The sequence below is a fragment of the Mucilaginibacter sp. OAE612 genome (genome assembly GCF_041806395.1).
Lineage (GTDB): Bacteria > Bacteroidota > Bacteroidia > Sphingobacteriales > Sphingobacteriaceae > Mucilaginibacter > Mucilaginibacter rubeus.
On record NZ_JBGMUW010000001.1, the window covers coordinates 4,954,044 to 4,971,243 of the forward strand.

General features: G+C 43.6%; 13 protein-coding genes. 9 read left to right on the top strand and 4 right to left on the bottom strand.

Annotated features, from left to right (window positions below):
* Positions 1-34: 34 nt before the first annotated feature.
* A complete protein-coding gene (locus ABID99_RS20395) occupies positions 35-2,845 on the top strand; it encodes a S8 family peptidase (protein WP_188834550.1) in 2,811 nt (936 codons plus the stop codon).
* 32 nt (positions 2,846-2,877) lie between these two features.
* Here ABID99_RS20395 and typA read toward each other — a convergent pair whose 3' ends face one another.
* The gene (gene typA, locus ABID99_RS20400; RefSeq protein WP_176622498.1) at positions 2,878-4,689 is read right to left on the bottom strand and encodes a translational GTPase TypA; all 1,812 of its coding nucleotides are present in this window, start codon (positions 4,687-4,689) and stop codon (positions 2,878-2,880) included.
* Between the two features lie 115 nt (positions 4,690-4,804).
* The gene (locus ABID99_RS20405; protein WP_229701760.1) at positions 4,805-5,593 is read right to left on the bottom strand and encodes an esterase family protein; all 789 of its coding nucleotides are present in this window, start codon (positions 5,591-5,593) and stop codon (positions 4,805-4,807) included.
* 164 nt (positions 5,594-5,757) lie between these two features.
* On the opposite strand from ABID99_RS20405, the gene ABID99_RS20410 reads away from it, so the two are divergent.
* From ABID99_RS20410 to ABID99_RS20445, 8 genes are all read left to right on the top strand, one after another.
* Positions 5,758-6,465 (top strand): esterase family protein, encoded by a 708-nt coding sequence (locus tag ABID99_RS20410; RefSeq protein ID WP_090533863.1) that lies wholly within the window; start codon positions 5,758-5,760, stop codon positions 6,463-6,465.
* Between the two features lie 138 nt (positions 6,466-6,603).
* Positions 6,604-7,761: a RimK family alpha-L-glutamate ligase gene (locus ABID99_RS20415; RefSeq protein WP_373614961.1), complete on the top strand. Its 1,158-nt coding sequence runs from the start codon at positions 6,604-6,606 to the stop codon at positions 7,759-7,761.
* Between the two features lie 135 nt (positions 7,762-7,896).
* Positions 7,897-8,523 carry a YbdK family carboxylate-amine ligase gene (locus tag ABID99_RS20420; RefSeq protein WP_373614962.1) on the top strand — a complete coding sequence of 209 codons (627 nt, stop codon included), beginning with the start codon at positions 7,897-7,899 and terminating at the stop codon, positions 8,521-8,523.
* A gap of 25 nt (positions 8,524-8,548) precedes the next feature.
* Positions 8,549-8,995 (top strand): hypothetical protein, encoded by a 447-nt coding sequence (locus ABID99_RS20425; protein WP_373615918.1) that lies wholly within the window; start codon positions 8,549-8,551, stop codon positions 8,993-8,995.
* 131 nt (positions 8,996-9,126) lie between these two features.
* The gene (locus ABID99_RS20430; RefSeq protein WP_188834553.1) at positions 9,127-9,954 is read left to right on the top strand and encodes a type 1 glutamine amidotransferase; all 828 of its coding nucleotides are present in this window, start codon (positions 9,127-9,129) and stop codon (positions 9,952-9,954) included.
* Between the two features lie 292 nt (positions 9,955-10,246).
* Complete coding sequence (locus tag ABID99_RS20435; protein ID WP_188834554.1) at positions 10,247-11,440, top strand: hypothetical protein; 1,194 nt, start codon at positions 10,247-10,249, stop codon at positions 11,438-11,440.
* A gap of 41 nt (positions 11,441-11,481) precedes the next feature.
* Positions 11,482-11,661 carry a FeoB-associated Cys-rich membrane protein gene (locus ABID99_RS20440; protein WP_243770706.1) on the top strand — a complete coding sequence of 60 codons (180 nt, stop codon included), beginning with the start codon at positions 11,482-11,484 and terminating at the stop codon, positions 11,659-11,661.
* Between the two features lie 66 nt (positions 11,662-11,727).
* On the top strand, positions 11,728-15,183 hold the full coding sequence (locus ABID99_RS20445) for a glycosyltransferase (RefSeq protein ID WP_373614963.1): 3,456 nt from the start codon (positions 11,728-11,730) through the stop codon (positions 15,181-15,183).
* 139 nt (positions 15,184-15,322) lie between these two features.
* On the opposite strand, the gene ispF is transcribed toward ABID99_RS20445, so the two are convergent.
* The gene (gene ispF, locus ABID99_RS20450) at positions 15,323-15,805 is read right to left on the bottom strand and encodes a 2-C-methyl-D-erythritol 2,4-cyclodiphosphate synthase (RefSeq protein WP_188834556.1); all 483 of its coding nucleotides are present in this window, start codon (positions 15,803-15,805) and stop codon (positions 15,323-15,325) included.
* Positions 15,805-16,974: a type IX secretion system outer membrane channel protein PorV gene (porV, locus tag ABID99_RS20455; protein ID WP_354486528.1), complete on the bottom strand. Its 1,170-nt coding sequence runs from the start codon at positions 16,972-16,974 to the stop codon at positions 15,805-15,807. Before porV ends, ispF begins: the two co-directional genes overlap by 1 nt.
* Positions 16,975-17,200 lie beyond the last annotated feature (226 nt).

Below are 17,200 nucleotides of genomic sequence, written 5' to 3' on the forward strand. Positions count from 1 at the left end.
GCTCCCCTTTATTGGTTTGATCACATTACCGCCTATGACAAAAAGACTACCTGTTACCATATTGCTCCTTTTTTTAAGCTTTAAAGTGTCATGGTCACAAAAACACATGAGCGACGAGGCAATTGTCTCACTTTATAAGGCAACATCTTTATCTCCGCAAAAAAATCCCAACCAGTATCACCTTGTAAAATTTAAAGATCCGGCACATATCGATAACCGGAAATACAATATCATCAAACGGGTTTCCTATAACTATTATGTAGTATCATCAGCCTCGGCTATCAAAAGCGATGCTAATATTATAAATAACAGCGCCGCTTCCCCCATCTGGAAAGCTTCGGATAACCTTGCAAAAAACTGGAAGCAGCACCCGGCACACACACAAGCCATTGAGGTTACAGTTACAGCTGTTAATGACACCGTTATTAAGCACATTCAACAATCCGGAGCCATTACCGGCCAAACCGGCAACTTAGTACGTCTTAAAATCAAATTAGAAAACCTACCTGCCTTACTTCAGCAGGACTATATATTATTTGCCAATGAGGTGCGCCAACCTCATGAAGAACTTGCCATTAGCGATATAGATCTCGGCTTAAATACCATATCGGCTATAGGGGCTAATTTTCCGGGTATAACCGGATCCGGCGTTAACGTTTCGGTAAAAGAAGACCGCTACGATAATGATCTCGATCTGTTAGGCCGCAGCTTCACATCCTTTAAAACCTCTGATATCACATCGGGGCATGCTACCACCATGGCAACCCTCATAGGCGGCAACGGCAACTCATATATCAAAGGCCTGGGAGTTGCACCCAAAGTAAATTTCACGTCATCATCTTTTGTACAATTAATGCCCGATAGCACTACCGTTTTTAAATCATTCAGGATTTCGGTGCAAAACCACTCGTATGGTACTGGCATTGAAAATTATTATGGGGCCGAAAGTGCCGCTTATGATCAGCAGATCTTTGAAAATGATTCGCTGGTGCATGTATTTTCATCGGGCAATATCGGCACTTCTGCACCCGAAAGCGGGGTTTACAGCGGCATAAGCGGGGTAGCCAACCTCTCGGGCGACTTTAAGCAGGCTAAAAATGTATTGGTGGTTGGCGGCACCGGCAGGACGGGTGTCCCCGAACCCTTAAGCTCGGCAGGACCGGCATATGATGGCCGCATCAAGCCCGAATTAATCGCGGATGGTGAAGATGGTACGTCTGGCGCGGCAGCCCTGACATCAGGCACGGTAGCTTTGATGCAGCAAGCTTATAAAACACAATATAAACAGATGCCATCTGCCGCGCTTATAAAAAGTGTACTCATTAACTCGGCCAATGAAACAGGCTCATCAGGTCCCAGCCATAAAACAGGCTATGGTTTATTGAATGCATTGGAAGCATTGCGTACCATCAATGAAAAACGCACTTTTACCGGCTCTGTCAGCAATGCTACACAAACAGACTATTCCATAACGGTCCCCGCGAATTGCAGTGAGCTTAAAGTTTCGTTGGCCTGGAATGACCCCGCGGCGGCCGTTAACGCACCATGGGCATTGGTAAATGATCTTGATCTTACCGTCACAACACCATCCGGGCAGCAAATTTTACCATGGGTGCTTAGCAGCTTCCCTTCTGCCGATTCGTTATCTGCCCCGGCAAAAAGACGAGTGGATACATTAAACAATACAGAACAAATAAGTTTACAAAACCCCGTGGCTGGCATATATATGGTGCATGTTAAGGGCAGGAGGGTTACTGCCGGTGCTCAAAAATTTCATGTTGCCCACCAGGAGATTATTTCAAACCGGTTCGAATGGATCTACCCCTCGGCCGGCGACCAGCTTTTTGCCGCCGAGGATAATTACCTGAGATGGCAAAGCTCATTCAATACCGCATCGGGTACAATAAGCGTTAGCTATGATCATGGCCAAACCTGGCAGGCCATTAATAATGCCACCCTTAAAAACCGCTATTATACCTGGACAACGCCCGATGTTTTTACCAAAACCATGCTTAAAATGGATATCGGGGGTCAAACTTTTACCAGTGCGGAATTCAGCATTTCAAAACCTTTAACACTTGATATAGGGTATAATTGCGCCAGCGGCACACTCCTGCAATGGAAACCCCAGCCAGGCAGCATAGGCTACAGCGTTTATACTATTAAAGATAACCTGCTTCAAAAACTTGTATCAACTGCTGATACCAGCATCATCATACCCGCGCAACAACAAACTTCAACTTATTTTGCGGTGAGCGCTACAGGCGGTGGTTTTGAGGGCATAAAAAGTTATACCATTAATGCTACCACACAGGGGGTTGGCTGCTATGTAAAAACATTATTGGCAAATGTAGTTAACAATACCGTTGTGCTCAACCTGCAGTTGGGCAGTGTTTATAATCTTAAATCCATCACCTGGGAAAAAACAACAGCTGCCGGCCAATACGATACTTTAAATACCATCCCGGTTAGTACAGCGGTAGATTATATATACGCCGACAATAATCCCCGGCGGGGCAAACAATATTACCGGGCAAAACTCACCACAATCAACGGCGATATCATATACTCCAACATAGCCGATGCTGTTTATTTACAGCCCCACCAATTTGTTATATACCCCAACCCTGTTGCCGGACAGATCAATATCATCAGCGGCGATATCAATAATTACGAATTTAAACTATACAGCATCGATGGTAAGTTAACTCTGGTTAAAAGCATCAATGAATTACAAAACACCATCCCCGTAAACCTCGTGGCAGGCATATATGTTTATACCATCGAACTAAATGGCAAAGTAGTTTACAATGGTAAACTGATAACAAAAAAGCCCTCCGGTTAACCGAAGGGCTTCATATACTTGTTTATTGAAAATTATTGACTAACAAATTTCTTAGCGTTGATCTTACGTTCGTTTTCGTTAAGATAGATCTTACGCAAGCGGATGCTTTGCGGCGTAACCTCAATATACTCATCGGCCTGGATATATTCCATTGATTCCTCCAACGAGAATTTGATAGCCGGAGCAATCCGTACGTTGGTATCACTACCTGATGCACGCATGTTGGTTAACTGCTTGCCTTTGGTTAGGTTGATAACCAAATCGTTATCGCGAATGTGTTCACCTAAAATCTGGCCCTCATAAATATCAACTCCGGGATCAACGTGAAACCTGCCACGATCCTGTAATTTATCAATTGCGAAAGCAGTAGTTTTACCGGTATCCATTGATACCAATACACCATTTAAACGGCCCGGGATCTGACCTTTCCATGGTTCGTATGCTTTGAAACGGTGTGCCATGATAGCCTCGCCGCCTGTTGCAGTTAACACGTTGTTACGTAAACCGATGATGCCGCGTGCAGGGATATCAAATTCAAGGTGTTGCAAATCGCCTTTAGGCTCCATGATCAACAAATCGCCTTTACGTTGAGTTACAAGTTCAATTACTTTACCTGCAACATCACCCGGTACGTCAACAATCAGGGTTTCAACCGGCTCACATTTAACACCGTTGATCTCTTTAATAATAACCTGCGGCTGACCAACCTGCAATTCATAACCTTCACGGCGCATAGTTTCGATCAATACTGATAAGTGAAGGATACCACGACCATAAACCAGGTATGAATCAGGCGATTCGGTTTCAACAACCTTAAGCGCCAGGTTTTTTTCCATCTCTTTGTACAAACGATCGCGCAGGTGGCGTGAAGTAACAAATTTACCTTCTTTACCAAAGAAAGGTGAAGTATTGATGGTGAACAACATGTTCATTGTTGGCTCATCAATTTTAATTACTTCCAGTTGTTCCGGGTTTTCAAAATCGGCAATGGTGTCGCCAATATCAAAACCTTCAATACCAACTACGGCACAGATATCGCCCGAGCTAACTTCAGTAGCACGTACTTTACCCAAGCCTTCAAATGTATAAAGCTCTTTTATTCTTGATTTTTGGATGGTGCCGTCGCGTTTTACCAAAGATACCGGTTGGTTTTCCTTAATGGTACCACGTGCCACACGACCGATAGCGATACGACCTACGAAAGATGAATAATCTAAAGAGGTGATCTGCATTTGTAAAGTACCTTCAGCAATAGGCGCCGGAGGAATGTTTTCCAAAATAGCATCCATTAACGGGAAAATATCCGTTGTTGGTTTTTTATAATCGGTGCTCATCCAGCCTTGTTTTGATGAACCGTAGATAACCGGGAAATCCAGTTGCTCTTCAGTAGCTTCAAGGTTGAAGAATAATTCAAAAATTTGTTCGTAAACTTCTTCGGGGCGGCAGTTCTCTTTATCAACTTTATTTACAACTACAATTGGCTTAAGGCCTAAAGCCAAAGCTTTTTGAGTTACGAAACGAGTTTGAGGCATAGCGCCTTCAAAAGCGTCGCAAAGTAATAATACACCATCGGCCATTTTCAATACACGCTCAACCTCGCCACCAAAATCGGCGTGACCAGGGGTATCAATAATGTTGATCTTAACATCCTTATACCTTACAGATACGTTTTTTGAAACGATGGTGATACCACGCTCACGTTCAAGGTCATTGTTGTCAAGGATTAACTCTCCGGTTTGCTCATTGTCCCTGAAAATGGCACAGCTGTGCAGAATTTTATCAACCAAAGTAGTTTTACCGTGGTCAACGTGCGCTATAATCGCGATATTTCTTATTTTTTGCATGAAAATGCTCCCTAAAATTTGGCGCAAAGGTACGCTTAATATATGAGATTATAAAGCGTTCAGAAGTTATAGGTAATAATTAATGTAATCAAAGTATCAAAAGGCAGTTAATACCTTATCTCCCAAAAGCCCAAACCAAAAACTTGGCCATCGCCTTGCCCCATGTAGCGGGATTATGGGTGCCTCCTACTATTTCAACATATTGAATTTCTTCAGGGCGTTTAAAGCCCTTCATCTCCATTTCTTTGATCAGGTCGATAGTATCGTCAATGGCATCAATAATGCCGTTTTTGTTTCGATCGCTGGTTTCATCTTTAGTGCCGGTTTGCAGCCAGGCATTGATAGCCGGTTTGGTTTTAGTTTCCCTGATCACCTGGTGCATCAGCCTGTCGGCGTCGGTATAGCCTTTGGACAGGTCTTTTCCCCGCCACCAAAACGAACCGGAAAAAACGCCTGTTTTATTGAACAATGCCGGATTATTCCAAACAATATCAAATGCGGATAAACCGCCGAGCGAAAAGCCTGCAAAGGCCGTTGCATCAAATTCAGTAAAGCTGGTTAATTGTAGTAATTGAGGCAATAGTTCTTCCTTTATAAATTGTGTATATACACCTGCTTTGGCACCCCGGCCTTTAAAATCGGGTTTACCAGCAATGCCATATTCATCCAGGCGGCTATCTCCGGCATGGATAGCTACGATCAGCAGCGGCTTAAGGCGATTGGTATTATATAATGTTTCGAGCGTGGTTTTTAATCCGAGGTTCTCAAGCTCCTGTCCGTCATTAAGCAGCAGCAGGTTTAGCGGTTCGGCGATATCACTGTCTTCCGGCTTCAGGATGGTTAAGGTCACTTCCCGCTCCAGCAGTGCCGAGGTTATATTTATTTCTTGTTCGGTTATTGTCATTTCAGTATCAAGCCAGCCCGGGTACATCTCTTTCTAAATTAAAATTAAGGGCGCAAAAATAAGCTATACTTTTTACTTTTTGGCGGCTAAGGATTAATATTATCAGGCTGTTGCCTTTTTCAAACAAACCTCCTAACTTACAATCATTATAAAAACTACAAGCTTTGACCGAAAAATTTCACCGCTGGCACTCACCCAACACCAACACCGACCTCGAAATGCTGGTATTCGGCGACCGCGGTTATCCTGTGATCGTTTTCCCTACTACCAAAGGCCGCTATTATCAAAACAAAGATTTCGGCCTGATCGAGAGTGTAAAATGGTTTATTGATAATGGACTGGTGAAAATCTACTGCCCCGATACTATCGACGACCGCAGCTGGTACAATAAAGGCATCCACCCGGCCGACAGGGCCAAAACCTATGCAGGATACGATCGCATGTTGATAAACGAGCTCATCCCCTGGGTCATGCATGAAACAGGCGTTGGCAAGGTAGCTCTCGCCGGCTGTAGTTTTGGGGGCTATCATGCCGCCAATTTCGCGTTCAAACATCCTGAAAAGGTGAGGCATTTGTTTACCATGGGCGGGGCCTTTGATATTAAAATGTTTACCGATGGTTATTATGATGATAACATTTTTTATAATAACCCGGTCGATTTTTTGCCGGGCAGTAACCATCATGACCTTTGGCAAATGAACATTGTACTTGGTACATCCGAGTATGACATATGTAAAGGGTATAATATCCAGCTCTCAAATATTTTAAAACAAAAAAACATTAAACACTGGCTGGATATCCGCCCTTTTGCCAATCACGACTGGCCCATCTGGCGCGAAATGTTCCCGCATTATTTATCAACGATTAAATAGAAACAAGAGATCAGGATTCAAGAAACAAGAAAATAAAAAGCAAGAGTTTAAGAGACAGGAAAAAAATGGAAAAATAAAGAGCAAGATTTACATCAACCTGAAACCCAAAGAAAAACAAACATATAAACACCTACTATCATGAAAAAAATTGGTATCTTATTCGGACAGGAAGATTCGTTTCCGCAGGCATTTGTTGACCGTGTGAACCAAAAAGCAGAAAAAGGCATCAGTGCCGAGTTTGTGCGGCTCGATAAGGTAATGCAGGCCGAACCGCTTGACTATGCTGTGATCATCGATCGCATTTCGCAGGATGTGCCTTACTATCGCGCGGCCCTAAAAAACGCGGCTATTTGCGGTACAGCGGTAATCAACAACCCTTTTTGGTGGAGTGCCGACGAAAAGTTTTTCAACAACGCCCTTGCTGTAAAAATTGGAGTGCCTGTACCTAAAACCGTAATTCTGCCATCAAAGGAACTTCCTGATGATACCACCAATAAATCATTCCGCAACCTGGCCTACCCGTTAGATTGGAATGGCATTTTCAACTATGTAGGTTTCCCTGCCTATATGAAACCTTTTGACGGCGGCGGTTGGAAAGAAGTTTATAAACTGGAAAATGAGAAAGATTTTTTCAGCAAATACGATAAAACCAAACAGTATGTAATGATGCTGCAGGAAGAGGTTGTTTTTGACGATTACTTTCGCTGCTATTGCATTGGCGGCAAGCATGTGCGCATTATGCAGTATGAGCCACGCAACCCGCACCACCTGCGCTATGAGCATGGTAAAGCACCTGCATCTAAAAAGCTATTGGACACCATTAAAGATTATGTGATAAAACTAAACCAATATTTAGGTTACGATTTTAATACAGTGGAGTTTGCCGTTCGCGATGGCATACCTTACGCTATTGATTTTTGTAACCCTGCTCCCGACGCCGAAGTTACCAGCGTAGGCCAGGAAAACTTTGAATGGGTGGTTGAAACAGCCGCCGATTATGCCATTGAACGCGCAAAAAAACAAAAAGACGACTTAGACAACCTTACCTGGGGCGAATTTGTAAAAACTTCGGCAGCAAAAATGCCGTTGGTAGCAGTTGCAAAAAAAGCGGCTGTTAAAGCAGATGTTTCCGTGGCTGTGGTTGACCATGCTATTGAAGACGAGGGTAAACCGAAGAAAACCAAAACAACCAAAGCACCCGCAGCAAAAGCAGCTATGGCAAAAGAACCGGCGGTAAAAGCTGCCGCAGTGAAAGAAAAAGCAGTGACTAAGCCCAAAAAAGCGGCTAAGAAATAAAGGGCATGTGCGATTCCCCTCTTGAGAGGGGTGTAGGGGTGTGTTATCGCTCGCAGAAACACACCCCTGCTATCACACAACCCTACGCGCCCCCCTCTCAAGAGGGGATTTGAAATATCATAACCCTAACCAATTATGAACGAATTTACCTTAGGCGTTGAAGAAGAATTTATGGTGATTGACCCGGTATCGCGGGAGCTAAAATCGCATGAGCAAAAAATTGTGGATGCAGCCCAAAAAATCCATGAAGACCAGGTGAAAGCCGAAATGCACCAGGCTGTAGTTGAGGTAGGTACACATATTTGCCGCAATACCCAGGAAGCCCGCAAGGAGGTAAGTAAGCTTCGTACCACGGTAGCGCAACTGGCGGGTGATATTGGTCTGCGGATTGGCGCCGCGGGTACACACCCGTTTTCGCACTGGCAGCATCAATTAATTACCGATAACCCCAGGTATTTTGAAATTGTGGATGAGATGCAGGAGGCGGCCCGCTCCAACCTCATTTTTGGTTTACATGTGCATGTTGGCATCCAGTCGCGCGATATGGCTATTCATATTGCCAACCAGGTGCGCTATTTTTTGCCGCATGTGTATGCCCTTTCAACCAATTCGCCGTTTTGGGAAGGGCGGAACACGGGCTTCAAATCATTCCGTACCAAGGTTTTTGATAAGTTTCCGCGCACCGGTATCCCCGATTATTTTAGCAGTATCGAGGAGTATGACCGCTACATTAAACTGCTGGTAAAAAACCAATTGCATTGATAACGCCAAAAAAATCTGGTGGGATATCCGGGTACATCCTTTCTTTGAGACTATTGAGTTCCGCATTTGCGACTGCCCTATGCTGGTTGATGAAACCATTGCGTTTACCGCTTTATTCCAGGCTTTATGTGCCAAGTTGTACAAGCTCAGGGCGCAAAACATGAAGTTTATTAACTATTCGCGCGCGCTCATTAACGAAAATAAATGGCGTGCAGCCCGGTACGGTATCGACGGCAAAATGATAGATTTTGGTAAGGAAATGGAGGTAAACACCCGTTCGCTGATTTTGGAGCTACTTGATTTTGTAGATGATGTAGTTGATGAACTCGGCTCACGCGATGACCTGCAATATGTACACAATATCCTGGAGCATGGCACTGGAGCCGACAGGCAGCTGGCCATTTACCAGCAAAACAATAACTTTGCCGACGTGGTGGATTATATCACCTCACAAACTTTGAAGGGGTTGTAAGCCCCACTCACCCCACCCAAACCCTCCCCGGAAGGGAGGGCTTTAAACAGTTTGGGATATAAAAGGGGAGATTATTTTTTAAACATTAAAACAAAAAGTCTCCCCTATCAGGGGAGATTTAGAGGGGGCATATGAAACCGGAAATAAAAGTGGCCATACTTGATCTGTATGATGGGATAGCGAACGAGGGTATGCGCGGTTTCCAGGATATTTTAAAGCGATACCGAACCGAACACGATCTGAATTTAACTTACCAGATCTTTGATGTACGCCGCAAATGCGAAATGGCCGATCTCAATTTTGATATTTATATATCAAGCGGAGGACCCGGCAATCCATTGGAAACCGAGGGTACCGAGTGGGAAAAGAAATACTTTAACCTGGTTAATAAACTGGAAGATCACAACTTATCTAACAACAGCAATAAAAAGCATGTGTTTTTTGTGTGCCACTCGTTTCAGTTAATGTGCCGTTATTACAAGCTCGGCGATATTAATATGCGGCGCTCGCCGTCGTTTGGCGTACTGCCGGTAAATAAAACCGGGCTTGGGTTAAATGAGCCATTATTTGAAGGTTTAGCCGAACCTTTTTACGCTGTTGATTCGCGCAGCTGGCAGGTGATCAACCCGGATGAAAAACGCTTTAAAGAGCTGGGTATGCAACTGGTGGCGATAGAAAAAGAACGTCCGCATGTTGATTTACCAAGGGCAATGATGGCCATCAGGTATAACGATTATTTCTTTGCCACCCAATTTCACCCCGAGGCCGATGCCGGGGGCATGAAAGGCATGTTGCTTCGCGAAGAAAAAAAGGACGAAGTGATCAGCGAGCATGGAGAAGTTAAATACCGCGAGATGCTGGAACGCCTCGACGATCCGGATAAAATAACACATACCCAGCATACGCTTATTCCTAATTTTTTGGATATGGCGGTAGAAAGTGCGTTGGGTGTGATATAAACTGTAATTTCATTTTTTGTGTAGCGGGACTGTCATCCTGAGCCTGTCGAAGGACGCGCGCAGAGGCCCTGTCCACTATGCTTCGACAGGCTCAGCATGACCCGATTAATAAATTATCGTCATGTTGAACTTGTTTCAACACCCCACTTGCTAAGCCACATGCTAAGCAAATCGCCTACCTTTCTTGTGGGGTGCTGAAACAAGTTCAGCATGACGGCGTGGAGATGTCATTTCAGCTTTAGAGGTCACGGATTTAAAACTCAATATGACTTTGATTTAAAAATAATTATCGATGAATCCATCAGCCAGAAAAACATTTAACAACACATTCAGCGAGGAAAAGTACAGTCAATTTCTGAATCTTCTTAATGAAGGGCTACGTAAACCTGTTCCGTTCCGTGTTGCGGAAACACCGGTGTTTTTGACTGCCGATTTTCGTAATAAGCTCATCGCCGCCGGTAATGATATTGTTGATACTATCCTCAAGCCCAATTTCAAAGAACTGACCGAACGGGCTATTCCTGATTTTTGGCGGGTGGCCAATGAAAATGATCACCCGCATTTTATCGCCCTGGATTTTGGCATCTGTAAGGATGAGCAGGGCAATATCGTACCCAAACTCATCGAATTACAGGGCTTTCCTTCACTTTATGGCTTCCAGGTACATTTGGGCAATACCTACCGGGAAATTTATGATATCCCTGCCGACGAAACTATCTTTTTCGGAGGGTTGGACAGGGAAAACTATCTCGATCTGCTCAAAAAGACAATCGTAGGTACTTACCATCCTGATGAAGTTGTGCTAATGGATGTAAACGCCCCTGAGCAAAAAACATCGGTTGATTTTTACCTTACCCAAAAGTACATCGGCACGCCGGTTGTGTCATTGTCCGACCTGATCCAGGATGGCAAAAAGCTTTACTACATGGTGGGCGACCAAAAGAAACAAATTAAACGCATTTATAATCGTTTAATATTTGATGAGATAGCGGGCGATCCGGAGATCTTTACCAAAGTGGCCGATATCAGGCAGCCCCTTGAGGTTGAATGGATCACTCATCCCAACTGGTTTTATCGGGTCAGTAAATTCACCATGCCTTTTTTAACAGGCAATTACATTCCCAAAACTCAGTTTTTGCACCAGTTAGAACAAATCCCTGCCAATTTGGAAAACTATGTGCTTAAACCGTTGTTCTCCTTTGCGGGTCAGGGTGTAATTATCGATATTAGTAAGGAAGACATAACAACTATTACAGATCCTGAAAACTGGATTTTACAGGAAAAGGTAAATTACGAACCTGTTGTACAATCGCCGGAAGGCGGCGTAAAGGCCGAGATCAGGTTGCTTTATCTCTGGCCCGATGGGGATAAAAAACCCACACTTGCCATAAACCTTGCGCGGTTAAGCCGTGGAAAAATGATAGGCGTACGTTATAATAAAGATTACAACTGGGTTGGCGGCACGGTTGCTTTTATGCCCCGTTAAACTTTGTACTAATTACCCTGTCTGTACGTATATATTAAATAATGCTTAATTTTGTCTTTATGAATATGCAGATCATCATTATCGCGATACTTTTTGCAGGCGCTGTTTTTTACATTGGCCGTATGATGTACAGGGCGCTTACTACTAAAAAAAGCTGCGGTGGCAATTGCAAATGCGGTGTTGATTTTTCAGGTATCGAACCCGGAAAAACCACCAAATAATGCCCAATTCTTATTTCATACAATCTTCATAAGTAACCCATACTTTTAATAAAGTAATTTTTCTTAATGTCATCAAGCAAGCAAGTTTTTCAGGCTGATAATCCCGGTAGGTGGAACCGTTTTAAATGGTTGAGCCGTGTACTACTGGCTGCATTGATTATTGGTATAATAGCCGTTATTGTTACTATCCGCTCAACCTATTACCCCGAGCTTCCCAACCTTAACCCTGCTCCCAAAAAAATGACCAGGGAGGAACTCGAGCAATTAAAAAAGTCAACGAAGTTCAAATCGTTCAAAATTCAAAAATCTGAAATAGAAGCACTTGAGAGGGCAAAAAAATTACACCAGCTTAAACAACCTAACAATAAAGACCGTATAAACGCCGCTTTTTATCGTGCGTGGGAACCCCAGGCTTATAACTCGCTGGTGGTGAATATTGGCCACCTGGATATGGTAGTGAGCGAAGGCTTTTCTATATTACCTAAAACTGATACCGTTGTAACCAAGCTCGATACCGGGCTGATGAACCTCAATAAAAAATACAACAAGCCGATTATTGTATCACTGTCAAACTACGTAAACTACAACAACACACACGGCGGCTATGATACTAAAGATGTAGACCGTATTGTTAACAATAAAACACTTCGTAGTAATTTTATTAACAGCATAGCTAACTCGCTCACCAAAAACAAGTTGAAGGGAGTCAATGTTGATTTTGATGAAGTGAGGGACCGCAACAGTAAAAATTACATAGCTTTTCAAAATGAGCTCTATGCAACCTTGCATGCCAAAGGTTTCCTGGTTACTCAAAACGTAGTGCCGGAGGATGAAAGCTTTGATATCACAAAGCTCCAGCATGTAAACGATTTCCTATTCATCATGGCTATTGATGAACATTATGAAGCAACTAATGCCGGCGATCTTTCAAATCAGCGCTGGGTTGAGCAAATCCTCGATGATGTATGTTCGAAAGTTCCGTCAGAAAAAATAATTTTAACATTCGCAGGCGGCGCCTATGACTGGCCCGAAGGCAGTGTAGGTAAAACTATAGGTTATCAGCAGGCTATCAGTACCGCCGAAGAGCAAAAAAGCAAGATCACCTTTGATCCAAATTCGGCAAATTTACACTTCACTTATATGGACAAGGACAGTCTTGACCATTCCATATACTTTACAGACGCGGCAACAAACTTTAATGTAATCCGCATGGCCGACGACTGGGCCACCGGCGGCGTGGCTTTATGGCGTTTAGGTGCCGAAGATCCGCGTTTGTGGACATTTTTCCAGAAAAACCTGTCGATAGACTCATTGAAAAAGACAGGTGTGGATATGCGGAAACTTACATCTGTAGGTTTAAACAACCGTGTAAATGTTGACTACGATGGTGATGGCGAGGTGCTTGATCTCATTACCACGCCTACCACCGGGGTAATTGATGTAAAAATGGATACATCTACATTTACCATTCTCGATCAGCATTATATAAAACTTCCCACTAAATATGTGATCCGCAGGTATGGTTATGCTCCTAAGAAAGTAGTTTTAACTTTTGATGATGGCCCCGACCCCGATTTTACCCCACGTATTTTAGATATCCTTAAAGCCGAAAAGGTACCGGCAGCATTCTTTGTTGTGGGTTCCATGGCCGAAAAAAACATACAGTTGCTGCGGCGCGAATACGAAGAAGGCTATGAAATAGGCAATCACACGTTTTTCCACCCCGATATTTCAACCATCAGCTTAAAAAGGGTGATCCTGGAGCTTAACTCCACGCGTAAACTTATTGAATCGGTAACCGGCCGAAGCACTATCCTGTTCCGCCCGCCATTTAATGCCGATGCCGAGCCGCAAACCCTTGCCGAGGTTATTCCGGTTGCAGAAAGCCGCCGTCAAAGTTATATCACCATCGGCGAATCTATCGATCCCTGGGATTGGCAGCCCGGCGTAACTGCCGATAGTATTATTGCCCGCACCATAAGGCAAAAAGATAACGGATCGATGATATTACTGCATGATGCAGGAGGTGATACCCGTGAAGAGACCGTTAAAGCCCTTCCTGCAATCATTCATTACTTTAAATCGCAAGGATACCAGTTTACCACTATTGCCGATGTGCTGGGCAAAACTAAGGATGATCTGATGCCGCCGATTAAACCGGATCCAAGCACAGGCATTTTCGGGCCCGCCTATGATGTTTTTATTCATGGTTATTACTATATAAACTGGGCGCTGATCTATATATTCCTGTCGGCTATATTCCTGGCTATTGGCCGCATTGTGCTTATTGGCATTTTGGCTGTAAGGCAGCGAAGCGTGGATAAAAAATCCAAAAAGCTTGATCGCGATGCCGATGTGATGCCTGCGGTGAGCATCATTGTTCCTGCTTACAACGAGGAAGTTAACGCAGTAGCAACAATACAAAGCTTGCTTAAAACCGATTATCCATCGTTCGAGATCATTTTTGTTGATGACGGATCAAAAGATAAAACATTTGAGGTTGTAGAATCCGCCTATAAAGGTAATCCGCTCATCAAGATCCTAACCAAACCAAACGGAGGTAAGGCATCAGCATTAAACTTTGGTATCACCCATGCCCAAAATGATTTTGTGGTTTGTATTGATGCTGATACCCAACTCAAAACTGATGCTGTTTATCAGCTCATGACCTACTTTACCGATGAGGAAATAGGTGCTGTGGCCGGAACGGTTAAAGTTGGCAACGAAACCAATATCATCACCCGCTGGCAGTCGATAGAGTATATTACTGCGCAAAATATGGACCGCCGCGCGTTTGATCTCATCAATAGTATTACGGTTGTACCGGGGGCTATTGGTGCGTTCCGTAAATCGGCTATTTTCCGTGCAGGCGGGTTTACCTATGATACTCTTGCCGAGGATTGTGATCTTACCATGCGTATCCTGAAACAAGGCTACGTAGTGCGTAACTGCGCCGAAGCCATTGCTTATACCGAAGCGCCGGAGACGATAAACATGTTGCTTAAACAGCGTTTTCGTTGGAGTTTTGGTGTGATGCAAAGTTTCTGGAAAAACCGCGACGCGCTGTTTAACAAAAAGTACAAGTTCTTCGGGATGGTGGGGATGCCAAACATCCTTATCTTCCAGATCATATTGCCGCTGTTTTCCCCTCTGGCAGATTTGATGATGCTATTCGCCCTGTTCGGTGAAAAACCCGAAAAGATGCTGCTTTATTACGTAGCATTTGTGGTGGTTGATTTTATAGTAGGTATCATCGCTTTCCGGATGGAAAAGGAAGACTACAAGAAACTCATCTATATCATTCCGCAGCGTTTTATGTGGCGGCAGTTAATGTATTACGTGCTGTTTAAATCGCTACGAAAAGCATTGAAAGGCGAATTGAGCGGATGGGGAGTGCTTAAGCGTACGGGTAATGTGAAAGTTGATGGTTCGGGAAGCAAAAAAGCGCAGCCGATATATATGATAATTGGCGTGGCGATAGTTGCGGCAATTGTGTATTTGTTGTATAAACATTATAGTTAGAATTAAAAGAGCCTGTAGTTACAAACTACAACAGATTCGACGTCAGAGACTTCGAATAGCATTTTCTTTTCAATTCCGCTGTCCGAAGTCGGAGACTTCGGACGACTATGCCCTTAGTTTGTAACTACAGATTGCTTCCTTACTCCCTTTCAATCAAACAAACCGCATAAGCCACAACGCCCTCCTCCCTACCGATAAAACCCATTTGCTCGTTGGTAGTAGCTTTAATGGAAATATCTTCTTCGCTAATAGCCGCAGCTTCGGCTATGTAGGTTTTCATTGCCGGGATATGCGGGTTGATCTTCGGAGCCTCAAGGCATACCATAGCATCAATATTGCCGATTGTGAAACCCTTTTCTTTGATCAGGGCAACTACATGCTGCAAAAGGACCAGGCTGCTGATACCTTTCCATCTGTCATCCTTATTTGAAAAGTGAAAGCCTATATCGCGCAGGTTTGCCGCCCCCAGCAGGGCATCACAAATTGCGTGTAACAATACATCGGCATCTGAATGGCCATAAGCACCGGCATGGTGCTCAAGTTTAACTCCGCCCAAAACGAAGGGGTGATTTTCTTTTAACTGGTGTACATCAAACCCAAAACCTACCTTAATTTTACCCATTATCTTTTAGAAGCATTTGTTGTACCGCCAAAATTTGCCGACAAGGTGAAGCGCAAAGTATTGGCCAGGGCACTATTTTGCTGGCTGGCTGCCAGGTACGAAAAATCAAAATCAAAAACACTGTACTTAAACCCAATACCCATGGTAACATAATGCCTGTCGCCTTTGTTGGGGTTTTCATAAAAATAGCCTGCCCGTACAGCAAACTGTTTGTTATACCAATATTCAACACCCGGCGAAAAGCTGATCTCTTTCAACTCTTCACTGAAACCACCCGGTGCATCGCCAAACGACTGAAAAAGACCCGCCGGCACCGATACATTATCATCCTTACCTTTAATGATCTTACCATCTTTGTCGCGGAGGGGCGGGGTTGGTACCATCAGTTTGTTGATGTCAAAGGTTGCTGTAAACTCATTAACATCATCTAACTGCCAGGTGTTAGCCACCCCTAATTTCAAATTGGCCGGCAAAAAATACTTGTTGCCCACATCGCTGTAGCTGATTTTTGTACCAATATTGGATATATGTGTACCAAAGGCAAAAAGGTTACCATCGCCATAGGGCGCTGTATAGTACAATGAAACATCTGCCGCAAAAGCATTGCCTGCTCTGGCTGTCTGGCTTGAGCTGGTAGCAAACGCGATACTTGATATATTTGAATGAATATACCGCGCGGTAAGGCCTAATGAAAAGTTATCGCCAAACTTACGGGCAAATGAAACATCTAATGAATACTCGTTTGGCGTGTAATTACCCTGATCGTTGGCATTTTCATCGGCAAGTGGGATAGAACCATAATTAAAATAGCGGAGCGAAGCGCCTATTGTATTCCGCTCATCAATTTTATGGGCATAGCTCAGGTATGATAAGCTTATATCAGGAACAAGGTGCCTTAACCAGGGGCTGTATGATACAGACAACGCATCATTACTTTCTAAAAATGCAAGCTTTGACGGATTCCAAAAATTCGCATTTACATCCGGCGACAAAGCCACGCCCGCATCCCCCATAGCTCCCGAACGCGAATCGGGTGAAATATTTAAAAAAGGGACCTCGGTGGGAATTGCATTGATATTACTTCCGTTAGGATTTGTTTGCGCAGTTGCAGCAAGTGGCAATAAAAATGGGGTAATAATAGCAAGGCCTCGAAATGTAAAAAACTTCATTTGTAGGAGTTAGGTTTTAACAATTTGTATTTTATAAACATAGGACCATGACTTGCTTCACATTTTCAAGTCCGCACTTTTGCTGAAAGTTAAATCAAAAATTTAAATCAACGCAACTAATTTCATTAATTTTTCGTTAAAACCCCTGATAATTGTAGTATTTATTTCTAAATAATGGTTCATTAGCATAAGCACTGTATCCATTTTTTTATAAATTTACCACTTA

Coding starts and splice junctions, on each gene's coding strand:
- ABID99_RS20395 (WP_188834550.1), top strand. CDS start 35: ATGACAAAAAGACTACCTGTTACCATATTGCTCCTTTTTTTAAGCTTT.
- typA (WP_176622498.1), bottom strand. CDS start 4,689: ATGCAAAAAATAAGAAATATCGCGATTATAGCGCACGTTGACCACGGT.
- ABID99_RS20405 (WP_229701760.1), bottom strand. CDS start 5,593: ATGACAATAACCGAACAAGAAATAAATATAACCTCGGCACTGCTGGAG.
- ABID99_RS20415 (WP_373614961.1), top strand. CDS start 6,604: ATGAAAAAAATTGGTATCTTATTCGGACAGGAAGATTCGTTTCCGCAG.
- ABID99_RS20420 (WP_373614962.1), top strand. CDS start 7,897: ATGAACGAATTTACCTTAGGCGTTGAAGAAGAATTTATGGTGATTGAC.
- ABID99_RS20430 (WP_188834553.1), top strand. CDS start 9,127: ATGAAACCGGAAATAAAAGTGGCCATACTTGATCTGTATGATGGGATA.
- ABID99_RS20435 (WP_188834554.1), top strand. CDS start 10,247: ATGAATCCATCAGCCAGAAAAACATTTAACAACACATTCAGCGAGGAA.
- ABID99_RS20440 (WP_243770706.1), top strand. CDS start 11,482: ATGCTTAATTTTGTCTTTATGAATATGCAGATCATCATTATCGCGATA.
- ABID99_RS20445 (WP_373614963.1), top strand. CDS start 11,728: ATGTCATCAAGCAAGCAAGTTTTTCAGGCTGATAATCCCGGTAGGTGG.
- ispF (WP_188834556.1), bottom strand. CDS start 15,805: ATGGGTAAAATTAAGGTAGGTTTTGGGTTTGATGTACACCAGTTAAAA.
- porV (WP_354486528.1), bottom strand. CDS start 16,974: ATGAAGTTTTTTACATTTCGAGGCCTTGCTATTATTACCCCATTTTTA.